Raw genomic sequence first — 10,284 nt, 5'->3', positions numbered from 1 at the left:
CCGGTGCCTGTACGGTCGCGTCCGGTCCGCGCACGACCCTACGAGTCGACGAGGCCCTCCACGCGCTCGTGCAGCGGCGCATCCTCGAGTACCGCGCGGGCATCGCCCTCCGGCGGGACCGCCACAGGCAGATCGGACTCCTGCCGGGTGATCCGCGCACCGTCGCCCAGCCACGTGTCGAGATCCGCCGCCGGGACAGGCCGGGACATGAAGTAGCCCTGCGCCAGATCGCACCCGTAGTCGCCGAGTGCGCGATAGGTCTCGGTGTCCTCCACCCCCTCGGCCGTCATCTCGAGTCCGAGGCTGTGCGCCAGATCGATGGTCGAGACCACCAGCGCGGTGGCGCGCGTGTCGCTCATCATCGAGAGGATGAAGGACTTGTCCAGCTTCAGCTCGTCGATGGGCAGCTCCCGCAGGTACGACAGCGAGCTGTAGCCCTTCCCGAAGTCGTCCACCGCGATCCGCACACCCATCTGGCGGAGCGTCCGGAGATTCGCGGCGGCCCGGCTGCGATCCGAGATGAGGACGTCCTCCGTGATCTCGATGACCAGGATGCTCGGGTCGAGCGCGCGGCTCGTGGTCATCGCCAGGATCTCTGCGGGCAGGCCGGCGTCCATGATCGAGCTGGCCGGCAGGTTGACCGCCACCGGGAGCGGTCTGCCCCGGAGGGACCACACGGCGGCCTGGTCCAGCGCCTGTTCCAGCACCACGTCCGTGAGGGCCGGCATGAGCCCGGCCTCGTCGAAGCGGCCCAGGAAGGCGTCCGGCTGCAGGAGGCCCAGCACCGGGTGCTCCCAGCGGACCAGCGCCTCGACCCCGCACACCCTGCCGTCGGCGAGGCCGATCTTCGGCTGGTAGTGCAGCACGAGCTGATCAGCGGTCAGTGCCTCGTTCAGGGCCTGGACGGTGTGGAACTCGCCGCGGGCCCGGTCTCCCTCGCAGTCGGAGTACACCGCGTATCCGGTGTGCTCGGTCTTCGCCGCGTACATCGCGATGTCGGCCTTGCGCAGCAGCGAGCCCAGCTCCTGTCCGTGGAGGGGATAGCACGAGATGCCGATGCTCGCGCTGATGTGGATGGTCACCCCGCCGAGATCGTAGGGTGCCGCGAGGGCAGTCCGGATGCCGAGCGCGACGGCGCGGGCGCGCTCGCGGTCGCACTGGTCGGGGTGGATGACGAACTCGTCCCCGCCCATCCGCGCGAGCAGGTCGAGCGGCCCCACCTCGTCGATCAGGCGGGCTGCGACCTGTTGCAGGAGCTGGTCGCCCTTGTCGTGTCCCAGGCCGTCGTTGATCTCCTTGAACTTGTCGAGATCGAGGAGGAGCACCGCGCTGGGCAGCTCGGCGTTGACCGCCAGCCTGCGCGGGAAATCGGTGTAGAGCGCCCGGCGGTTCGCGATACCGGTCAGCTCGTCGGTCCTCGCGTGGCGATTGACCTGTGTGAGCAGGAGGCGCTGGAGGAACGCCAGCGGTAGTGCGGCGAGGGCGACGGTGAGACCGGCCAGGACGACCGCCGTGGTCACGACCGAGCGCTGGGAGGCTGCGACGAGGACGACCAGACCGGCTGCCGTTGCCACCAGGGGAATGGTCTGTGCGGGGACAGCCGTGGTGAAGTTCCTGCGGGGGACCACCGGGTGACGCTGGGTCACCGCCCACGCACTGATGAGTGCGAGCGCGATCGCCCAGACTGCGTCGAGAGGGGCGCCGATGGCGTACAGCTCGTCGACCTCCAGGAACGCATAGGCGATGTCGGCACCCGTCAGGACGAGCACCCCCAGGTACAGGAGGGCCCACGATCTGCCGAGGGCTCCTCCGGCGGCCGCCGTCGTGCCGGACAGCTTGATGATGATGAGGACGTCCATCAGGCAGTACGAGACCCCGACGACTCCGGTCAGCGTCAGCGGGCCGTCGAAGGTCGATTTCACGACGGGGTCGAGCGCCAGAGCCAGGACAGCCGCTGCGCCCAGTGCCCCGATGACGCTGTCGAGCAGGGCGGACCAGGTCAGGTGCACTGCCATCGCCCGCGAAGTGAGGATCACCGCCACGAGCAGGAGGACATAGAAGCTCCCGTAGCCGAGATCGGCCGGGGAGGGCAGGGGGACGTCCCGTCCGGCCGCAGCCTCGAGCACGTAGTAGGTGTCGGCGAACGCCCAGCACAACAGGGCCGTCGCCACCAGCCAGAGGTAGGGCCGTCGGCCTCCGGAGTAACCGACCACCGACCACGCGACGACGGCCGGGGCCCACACGGTGAGCAGACCCAGCGCCCCGTCGATCCAGAAGCTGAAGTCGTCCGAGCGCGGAAGCAGGGAAGCGATCAGGTAGGTGACGGCGATCGCCGCCAGCGGTACGGGCAGCAGGCGCATGATGCGCTCGCCGGAATGCGGGCCCGGTGCCGGTGCGCCTGCCGGGCGCCTCACCGCCGGTCCCCGGGGACCGGCCGGCCCGGGCGCGCGGGACGCCGGCAGGCTCTCTCCCGAACACCATCGCTGGGCAGGGTGGTGTTCACGGGGTGCTCCTCGGTTCGGCCTGGATTCACCGGCCACTATCGGCCGCAGCTGCCCGCCCGTAACTGCCCGGCCTTAATCCCCCGGCCGTGCTCCCCCGGCCGTGATGCAGGACGGGCCCGGCGGTGACGGCTCAGGATCTCCGGCGGCGGAGGGCTGCCCTCACGACAAGAGCGGCCATCAGGAGGAAGGCGACGGGCAGGCAGAAATAGCTGGCGAGGACGAGACCCGGCCAGACCGTCCAGCCGAGCAAGGCCGAGACGAGGATCGCGGCCAGGGCCACGAGGCCGATCACCGCGAGGGAGACGGCGAGGATCATGAGCACGGGCGGGCCGTGCGGCGCCGATCCCACGGGTACACCCGGCGGTCCCCCGCCGGCCATGGGACGGGAAGTGTCGGAGGCACGGGTCTCGGAGGCATGGGGAGCGGGTGCATGGGGATCGGAAGCGTGGGGATCGGGTGCATGGTCGTCGGGGGTCATGGCCGTCCCAGCCTACTGGAGCCACGGCGGGGCGGCAGCGGGGCACCCTATATCCTTGGAGGCAGGGAATCCCGGGGGTATGAGCGCCTGCGCGCCAGGCGGTGGCGTCGACCCGGGACCGACATCGCGGGCGCCCGCCCGGACAGCTGAGAAGGGGTAACACCGTGCCTATCGGCAAAGTGAAGTGGTTCGATGCGGACAAGGGCTTCGGATTCCTGACCGCGGACGACGGCAAGGAGGTGTTCCTGCACGCCTCGGCGCTTCCCGCCGGAGTCACCGAGGTCAAGGTGGGGACCAGACTGGAGTTCGGCGTCGCCGACGGGCGTCGCGGCCTGCAGGCCCTGTCCGCGCGCATCCTCGAGCAGGCGCCCTCGGTGGCGAAGAGCACCCGCAAGGACGCCGAGGACATGGCCGTCATCACGGAGGACCTCATCAAACTCCTGGACGCCGTGTCCAACGGACTGCGGAAGGGCCGCTATCCCGAGAGGGCGCAGGCGGCCAAGGTCGCCGCCGTGCTGCGGGCGGTCGCCGACGACCTCGACGCGTAGGCTTCGACCATGACCCCCAGTGAGCTGCAGACCCCCGACGGAACCGGATCCGCGCCGCCGGAGCAGGTACCCGCGGACGACACCGCCAAGCGGAAGCCACGGGCCCCGCGCCGCATCCCGAAGTCGGACGCCGTCCTCGAGGCAGCCGTCGACCGGGCGCTCCAGGGGATCCTCGAGATCGCCCCGGAAGCGCAGGTGGGACGTCACGTGTCGGCCGTGGTGGACGGGGAGCGCCTCGTCACCCACCGGTTCGAGGCATTCCTCCCCGGGTATGGCGGCTGGCAGTGGTACGCGAGCCTGGCGCGCGTACCGCGGGGCAAGGACGTGAGCGTGTGCGAGGTGGGGCTGCTGCCCTCCGAGACCTCGCTCCGCGCCCCCGAGTGGGTGCCGTGGTCGGAACGGGTCCGCCCCGAGGACCACCAGACGGAGGACGCACCCGCACCGGCCGCACCGGCCGCCGAGGCGGTGCAGGGGCCGGAGGACGACGGCGTGGAGCAGTCCCGCACCCCGTGAGCGCCCCGGGGCACTGCGCCCGAGCGCGAGCATGAACACCTTCAGGTCACTCGAACTCCACAACTACAGGCTCTGGTTCATCGGGGCTCTGATCTCCAACGTGGGCACCTGGATGCAGCGGACCGCGCAGGACTGGCTCGTCTACGACATCCTCACCGAGCAGAACGCCTCGGCCCTCGGGATCGTCCTGGCCCTCCAACTGGGTCCGCAGCTGGTCATCGCGCCGTGGGCCGGCCTGATCGCGGACACCGTGGACAGGCGCCGGCTGCTCGCGGTCACGCAGGTCGCCATGGCGCTGCTGGGCGTGGGCCTGGGGGTCATGGTCCTCCTCGACGTCGCCGTGCTGTGGCACGTCTACGCCTTCGCCCTGGCGCTCGGCATCGTCTCCGCCTTCGACGCCCCCGCCCGTCAGGCCTTCGTCTCGGAACTGGTGCGTGAGGACTACCTGCCCAACGCGGTGGCCCTGAACAGCGCCTCCTTCAACGGCGCCCGCCTGATCGGTCCCGCCATCGCCGGTCTGCTCACGGCGGGAGTGGGGCCGGGGTGGGTGTTCATGATCAATGCCCTGACATTCGGCGCCATGGTCTGGGTGCTGGTCGTGATGAGGACCTCCGAGCTGAACGAGCAGCCGTTCTCCGCCCCCGGGAAGGGCCGGATCCGCGCGGGCTTCCGCTACGTGCGGCATCGACCGGACATCATGATGGTGCTGCTCGCCATCTTCATCGTGGGCACCTTCGGGCTGAACTTCGCGGTCTACATCGCCGCGATGGCGCGTACGGAGTTCGGGCAGGGGGCAGGGGTCTTCGGGGTGCTGTCCTCCGTGATGGCCGTGGGCTCGATCGCCGGTGCCCTGCTGTCGGCGCGACGCGAGCGCGCCCGGCTGCGCTTCGTCTTCGGTGCGTCCGCAGCCTTCGGGCTCGCCTGCATCCTGGCAGCCCTCGCCCCGACCCTGTGGCTCTTCGGCCTGTCCCTGGTCCCCGTGGGCCTCTTCGCCCTGACGCTCATGACGAGCGCCAACGCCTACGTGCAGTCGACCACGGAGCCGGCCATGCGCGGGCGCGTGATGTCGCTGTACTTCGCCATCTTCCTCGGCGGGACACCGCTCGGTGCGCCGGTGGTGGGATGGGTCTCCGACATGTTCGGGCCCCGCTGGAGCCTGGGTGTCGCGGCCGCGTCCGGTCTGATCGCGGCGGGCGCCGGACTCTTCTGGGCCTGGAAGTACCACGATGCCAGGCTGCACTTCGACCGGTCGGCGCCTCGCCGACTGCGTCTCGATCTCGGTACCGACCCTGTGGACGGCGCGCCCTAGGACACCGGCACGTTCAGAGGAGGGTGCCGACCACGTGGTCGATGCACGCCAGGAGCGCCGAGACGTCGTCGGGCTCGATGGCCACGAAGGTGGCGAAGCGGAGCTGGTTGCGCCCGAGCTTGCGGTAGGGCTCGACGTCCACGATCCCGTTGTCACGCAGGATCGCCGCGATACGCGCCGCGTCCACCGAGGCGGCGAAGTCGACGGTGACGATCACGTCGGAGCGGTCCTCGGCACGTGGGACGAAGGGGCTCGCAACGGGCGAGGCCTCCGCCCAGCTGTAGATCCGGCCCGCGGAGTCCGCGGTCCGGGCCGCGGCGAACGCCAGGCCCCCCTGCGCCTCGAGCCACTGGAGCTGGGCGTCGAGCAGCACGAGCGTGGACAGCGCGGGGGTGTTGTAGGTCTGGTCGAGGCGCGAGTTGTCGATCGCGGTCTGCAGGTTGAGGAAGTCGGGGATCCAGCGCCCGCCGGCGTCGATGCGGGCAGCGCGTTCGAGGGCCGCGGGGGAGAGGAGTCCCAGCCAGAGCCCGCCGTCGGAGGCGAAGTTCTTCTGCGGGGCGAAGTAGTAGACGTCGGTCTCGGAGACATCGACGTGGAGCCCGCCCGCGGCGGAGGTGGCATCGACGAGGAGCAGCGCGCCGTCGTCGGCGTCCCGGACGCGCCGCACCGGAGCCGCGACCCCCGTGGAGGTCTCGTTCTGGGGCCAGGCGTAGCAGTCGATGCCGGCCTCGGCCACCGGGTCCGCACGCGTCCCGGGTTCGGTGGTGATGACGGTGGAGGGCCCCAGGAACGGGGCCCTCGAGGTGGCCGCCGCGAACTTCGCCCCGAACTCGCCGAACGAGAGGTGCTGGGCCCGGTGCTCCACGAGTCCGAACGTCGCCACGTCCCAGAACGCGGTCGAGCCGCCCACGCCGAGCACCACCTCGTAGCCATCGGGAGCCTCGAAGAAGGTCCGCAGACCCTCACGGACCCGACCCACGAGGGCCCTCACGGGTGCCTGGCGGTGGGACGTCCCGAGGAGCGAGGTGCCCGCCGCGACCAGCGCGTCGAGCTGCGCGCCGCGGATCTTCGACGGCCCTGCACCGAAGCGTCCGTCGCCGGGGAGGAGGTGGCCGGGGATGCGGGGTTGCTCGCTCATGGGTGCTCCAGCTGATCGACGGCAGGTGTGGCATCCATTCTGCCCCAGGCGCTGCTGCGCTCCCCGCCGGGACCCATGGACTAATCTTGGGAAGCGGGGCCCGAGCGCACGGTGACTGCCGTGGTACTCGCACCGGCATGAGGGGCTTCCAGCCGCGCACCCGCACAGCACCAAGGAGCTGAACCGCATGACGGACCTCATCGATACCACCGAGATGTACCTGCGGACCATCCTCGAGCTCGAGGAGGAGAACATCGTGGCCCTGCGTGCGCGGATCGCCGAGCGGCTGCGCCACTCCGGCCCCACGGTCTCCCAGACCATCGGCCGCATGGAGCGGGACGGTCTCGTCGTGGTCTCCGGGGACCGGCACCTGGAGCTCACGGAGGCGGGGCGTGACCGCGCCACCGGCGTGATGCGCAAGCACCGCCTCGCGGAGCGGCTGCTGAGCGACGTGATCGGCCTCGACTGGGCCTACGTGCACGACGAGGCCTGCCGCTGGGAGCACGTCATGAGCGAGCGGGTGGAGCGCCGGCTCTACGAGCTGCTCGGCCAGCCCTCCGAGTCGCCCTACGGCAACCCGATCCCGGGGCTCGAGGCGATCGGCGGCACGGAGTCCGGGCTGTTCACCGACGGCGTCGTCACCCTCGTCGCAGCGCTGGGTCTTCGCGGGCCCGGGGAGCACGTCACCCTGGTCCGACTCGCCGAGCCCATCCAGGTGGACCCCGAGCTGCTCACGCAACTCGACGAGGGCGGTCTGCGACCGGGAGCCCGCCTCACGCTCGAGGCGGCGGGTGAGTACGTCTCCGTCCGGGTCCCGGGCGTCGAGGGAGCCCTGGAGCTGCCGCCCGAGGTGGCCTCGCACATCTTCGTCTCCGTGCCCGAGTAGCAGGCACAGCACCCGGCAACGGGACACGCAGCGGGACACCCAGATGTGGCGGACGCTTCCGATTAGCGGAGGGCGGGTCTCCGGTTTACCCTTGCACTGTCAATCCGAAGCACTTGTCCCCATCCCGGGATGGCACCCGGCTACGGGGCGCAGGTCGGCAACGAGGCCAACGCATGCGCACTCTTGTTCTGAATGCAGGGTATGAACCACTGGCGGTCGTCACGTTCCGCCGGGCGCTGGTGCTCGTGCTCACGGGGAAGGCGAGCGTCATCGCGGAGGACGAGGAGCCCGTCGTCGGGCCCACCGAGACGCTCGGCAGGCCGTCCGTGATCCTCCTCAACCGCTACGTGAAGATCCCGTACCGGCACGACGTGATGGCCACCCGGCGCGGGGTGCTGCGCCGCGACAACCATGTCTGCGCCTACTGCGGGAAGAGCGCGTCCACGATCGACCACGTGATGCCGCGCTGCCGCGGCGGCGGCGACACCTGGGAGAACCTCGTGGCATGCTGCCTCTCGTGCAACAACGCGAAGGGCGACAGGACGCTGGGCAGCCTCGGATGGCAGCTGCGGATCAGGCCGCTCCCTCCGCGCGGTCCGCAGTGGCAGATCCGCGAGCTGGAGAGACCGGCACCCCAGTGGAGCGAATTCCTCGCGGAGTACGCGGCATGAGTGCCACCCCACCCGACTTCGACGCGATCGTCCTGGCCGGTGGTCGCTCCTCCCGGCTCGGCGGCCTGCCCAAGGCAGGCCTCGTGTTCGAGGGGCGCACCCTGCTGGAGCGGACGTGTGCGGCGCTGGCCGGTGCGCGCCGGCTCGTCGTCGTGGGACCGGACCCGGACGGGGGGCGGCGGGCGGCGCTCGCGGGGGCGCCGACGTTCGTGCGGGAGGAGCCGGCCTTCGCAGGGCCGGCGGCGGCCGTGGTCGCCGGTGTCGAGGCCCTCACGGATCCTGCGCCGTGGTGCGCCGTCGTGGCCTGCGACATGCCCCGTGTGGACGAGCTCGTCCCCCTGCTGCTCGCGGCGGCGGCGGAGAGCGGCACCTCGGTCATGGCGGTGGAGGGCGGGCGCGACCAACCGCTCGCCGCGCTCTACCGCAGCGCGGACCTCGCCCACGCGATCGACGCCCTCCTCGCCCGCGGCGCCGTCGAGAACCTGTCGATGCGCAGCCTCCTTGCTAGTGTGAGGACCAGAGAAGTCCCGGTTCCCCCGGGCGTGACGCACGACGTCGACACCTTCAGCGATGCTCGCCAGCTGGGAGTCGACGTCCCCTGAGACTGCCCGGAGGGCCCCATGGATGATCGCCAGAAGCTGCTGCACGACTGGACCGAGGGACTGCTCGCGGCCCTCGAGCTGGAGGGGACCGAGGTGGACATCGACGCCGTGCTCGGGCTGGCGGGGAGGGCAGCCCACTCGGTGGTGCGGCCGGCGGCCCCACTGACGACCTTCGTGGTCGGCTACGCGGCAGGACTCGCCGTCGGGAGCGGCCAGGCCGAGGAGCAGGTGGCCATGCGGTCGGCGTCCGCCGTGGCCGATGCCCTCTGCGCCGACGCAGCGGCAGCGGGGAGTGCCGAATGAGCGAGGCCCTGGACGCCCGGAACGTGGACTGGGACAGGGCGAGGCTGCTGGCGCACAGTGCGGCCCACGCGCTGCCCTTCCAGACGGTCAATCTGGCCGATGCCCTCGGTCAGACCCTCGCCGAACCCGTCCACGCACTCCAGGCCATCCCGCACTACGCGTCGTCCGCGATGGACGGCTGGGCCGTGCGGGGGGAGCCGCCGTGGACCCTCGTGAGTCCGGCGGCACCCGAGGAGCACCACCGCGGCAGGCCCGCTCCGCACGCCGACTCCGGAGAGGTGGCGCTGTCCCCCGGGGAGGCGACGTTCATCCTCACCGGAGGCGTGGTACCCAGGGACACCGAGGGGATCCTGCGGACCGAACACGGCCTCGTCCGCGGCGACGTGCTGGACCGCAACGAGGACGCCCGGCCCGGCGAGCCGTCCCCGCGCGAGCACATCAGACCGGCGGGGGAGGAGGCCGAGGAGGGGTCCGAGGCCATCCGTGCCGGTGTGGTGCTCAATCCCGCGCAGATCGCGCTCGCCGCCGTCTGCGGCCACGACACCCTCGCCGTGCTCCGGCCCCCGCGGGTGTCCCTGCTCATGACCGGTGACGAGGTGATCGACCAGGGGCTGCCGCACGCGGGCCAGGTGCGTGACACCTTCGGGCCGCAGTTGCCGGGCTTCGTCTCCATGCTCGGCGGCCACGTGGACGTCGCGGGCCGTGCGAAGGACGATCTCGAGGACGTGATCGCGGCCATCAGCGCCGAGCCGACCGACGAGTTCTCGCTGGCCCGGGCCTCCGGGGACGTCCTGATCACCACGGGCGGCACGGGCAGCTCCTCCGCCGACCACATCCGCCGCGCGCTGACGGAACTCGGGGCCGAGCTGATCATCGACGGCATCGCCATGCGCCCCGGCCACCCGACCCTCCTGGCGCGGCTGCAGGACGGCCGATTCCTCGTCGGGCTGCCCGGCAACCCGCTCGCGGCGATGATGGCCATGCTCACGGTGGCCGGGCCGCTCATCGCAGGGCTGCGGGGTTCGGCACTGGCCGAACCCTCGACGGTCGTGACGGGGGAGTCCTTCGGGCCGCTTCCCGGCCGCAGCCGGCTCGTGCCGTTCCGGTCGGTGTCAGGTCGGGCCGTGCCGAGCACGCACCAGCGCTCCGGCATGCTCCGCGGCCTGGCCGGCGCCGATGGCGTCATGGTGATCCCGTCCGACGGCTGCGGGGAGGGCGACGAGGTGGCGGCCCTGTCCCTGCCGTGGGTGACGGGCTAGGGCGTGTCTCCTAACCTTTTGGTGGGATGAACGAGATGATTGTGGAATGTCGCGTACTCGTAGTCTTTCGGAT

General features: G+C 71.2%; 11 protein-coding genes. 8 read left to right on the top strand and 3 right to left on the bottom strand.

Going from position 1 to position 10,284, the window contains the following annotated elements:
* Nucleotides 1-38 precede the first annotated feature (38 nt).
* Nucleotides 39-2,360 carry a bifunctional diguanylate cyclase/phosphodiesterase gene (locus Q0747_RS13060; RefSeq protein WP_298255343.1) on the bottom strand — a complete coding sequence of 774 codons (2,322 nt, stop codon included), beginning with the start codon at nt 2,358-2,360 and terminating at the stop codon, nt 39-41.
* Between the two features lie 274 nt (nt 2,361-2,634).
* Nucleotides 2,635-2,982, bottom strand: coding sequence for a hypothetical protein (locus Q0747_RS13055; protein ID WP_298255341.1), 348 nt, complete (start codon nt 2,980-2,982; stop codon nt 2,635-2,637).
* A gap of 164 nt (nt 2,983-3,146) precedes the next feature.
* Here Q0747_RS13055 and Q0747_RS13050 point away from each other — a divergent pair, with 164 nt between their 5' ends.
* Genes Q0747_RS13050 through Q0747_RS13040 form a run of 3 tightly spaced genes read left to right on the top strand, consistent with a single transcriptional unit; the run spans nt 3,147 to nt 5,352 of the window.
* Nucleotides 3,147-3,530, top strand: a complete 384-nt coding sequence (locus Q0747_RS13050; RefSeq protein WP_298255339.1) for a cold-shock protein — start codon at nt 3,147-3,149, stop codon at nt 3,528-3,530.
* A gap of 9 nt (nt 3,531-3,539) precedes the next feature.
* On the top strand, nt 3,540-4,043 hold the full coding sequence (locus Q0747_RS13045) for a DUF3027 domain-containing protein (RefSeq protein WP_298255338.1): 504 nt from the start codon (nt 3,540-3,542) through the stop codon (nt 4,041-4,043).
* A gap of 31 nt (nt 4,044-4,074) precedes the next feature.
* Nucleotides 4,075-5,352 carry an MFS transporter gene (locus tag Q0747_RS13040; RefSeq protein WP_298255336.1) on the top strand — a complete coding sequence of 426 codons (1,278 nt, stop codon included), beginning with the start codon at nt 4,075-4,077 and terminating at the stop codon, nt 5,350-5,352.
* Between the two features lie 13 nt (nt 5,353-5,365).
* Here Q0747_RS13040 and serC read toward each other — a convergent pair whose 3' ends face one another.
* Nucleotides 5,366-6,490, bottom strand: a complete 1,125-nt coding sequence (gene serC, locus Q0747_RS13035) for a phosphoserine transaminase (protein ID WP_298255334.1) — start codon at nt 6,488-6,490, stop codon at nt 5,366-5,368.
* A 187-nt stretch (nt 6,491-6,677) separates the two neighbouring features.
* Here serC and Q0747_RS13030 point away from each other — a divergent pair, with 187 nt between their 5' ends.
* From Q0747_RS13030 to Q0747_RS13010, 5 genes are all read left to right on the top strand, one after another.
* Nucleotides 6,678-7,376 (top strand): metal-dependent transcriptional regulator, encoded by a 699-nt coding sequence (locus Q0747_RS13030; RefSeq protein ID WP_298255332.1) that lies wholly within the window; start codon nt 6,678-6,680, stop codon nt 7,374-7,376.
* Nucleotides 7,377-7,549: 173 nt separating this feature from the next.
* Nucleotides 7,550-8,047, top strand: a complete 498-nt coding sequence (locus Q0747_RS13025) for an HNH endonuclease (RefSeq protein WP_298255330.1) — start codon at nt 7,550-7,552, stop codon at nt 8,045-8,047.
* Nucleotides 8,044-8,649 carry a molybdenum cofactor guanylyltransferase gene (locus Q0747_RS13020; RefSeq protein WP_298255328.1) on the top strand — a complete coding sequence of 202 codons (606 nt, stop codon included), beginning with the start codon at nt 8,044-8,046 and terminating at the stop codon, nt 8,647-8,649. The genes Q0747_RS13025 and Q0747_RS13020 overlap by 4 nt, the downstream gene beginning before the upstream one ends.
* An 18-nt stretch (nt 8,650-8,667) precedes the next feature.
* The gene (locus Q0747_RS13015; protein WP_298255326.1) at nt 8,668-8,952 is read left to right on the top strand and encodes a DUF6457 domain-containing protein; all 285 of its coding nucleotides are present in this window, start codon (nt 8,668-8,670) and stop codon (nt 8,950-8,952) included.
* Complete coding sequence (locus tag Q0747_RS13010; RefSeq protein ID WP_298255324.1) at nt 8,949-10,211, top strand: molybdopterin molybdotransferase MoeA; 1,263 nt, start codon at nt 8,949-8,951, stop codon at nt 10,209-10,211. Before Q0747_RS13015 ends, Q0747_RS13010 begins: the two co-directional genes overlap by 4 nt.
* The last annotated feature ends 73 nt before the right edge of the window (nt 10,212-10,284 follow it).

Origin of the sequence: uncultured Arthrobacter sp., assembly GCF_947493765.1 — a bacterium.
Taxonomy (GTDB): Bacteria; Actinomycetota; Actinomycetes; order Actinomycetales; family Micrococcaceae; genus Arthrobacter_D.
This window is presented reverse-complemented; position numbering and strand designations above follow the sequence as displayed.

What these genes read in the sequence shown, in the direction of transcription:
- Q0747_RS13060 (WP_298255343.1), bottom strand. Translation starts at nt 2,360, where the DNA reads ATGCGCCTGCTGCCCGTACCGCTGGCGGCGATCGCCGTCACCTACCTG.
- Q0747_RS13055 (WP_298255341.1), bottom strand. Translation starts at nt 2,982, where the DNA reads ATGACCCCCGACGACCATGCACCCGATCCCCACGCTTCCGATCCCCAT.
- Q0747_RS13045 (WP_298255338.1), top strand. Translation starts at nt 3,540, where the DNA reads ATGACCCCCAGTGAGCTGCAGACCCCCGACGGAACCGGATCCGCGCCG.
- Q0747_RS13040 (WP_298255336.1), top strand. Translation starts at nt 4,075, where the DNA reads ATGAACACCTTCAGGTCACTCGAACTCCACAACTACAGGCTCTGGTTC.
- serC (WP_298255334.1), bottom strand. Translation starts at nt 6,490, where the DNA reads ATGAGCGAGCAACCCCGCATCCCCGGCCACCTCCTCCCCGGCGACGGA.
- Q0747_RS13030 (WP_298255332.1), top strand. Translation starts at nt 6,678, where the DNA reads ATGACGGACCTCATCGATACCACCGAGATGTACCTGCGGACCATCCTC.
- Q0747_RS13025 (WP_298255330.1), top strand. Translation starts at nt 7,550, where the DNA reads ATGCGCACTCTTGTTCTGAATGCAGGGTATGAACCACTGGCGGTCGTC.
- Q0747_RS13020 (WP_298255328.1), top strand. Translation starts at nt 8,044, where the DNA reads ATGAGTGCCACCCCACCCGACTTCGACGCGATCGTCCTGGCCGGTGGT.
- Q0747_RS13015 (WP_298255326.1), top strand. Translation starts at nt 8,668, where the DNA reads ATGGATGATCGCCAGAAGCTGCTGCACGACTGGACCGAGGGACTGCTC.
- Q0747_RS13010 (WP_298255324.1), top strand. Translation starts at nt 8,949, where the DNA reads ATGAGCGAGGCCCTGGACGCCCGGAACGTGGACTGGGACAGGGCGAGG.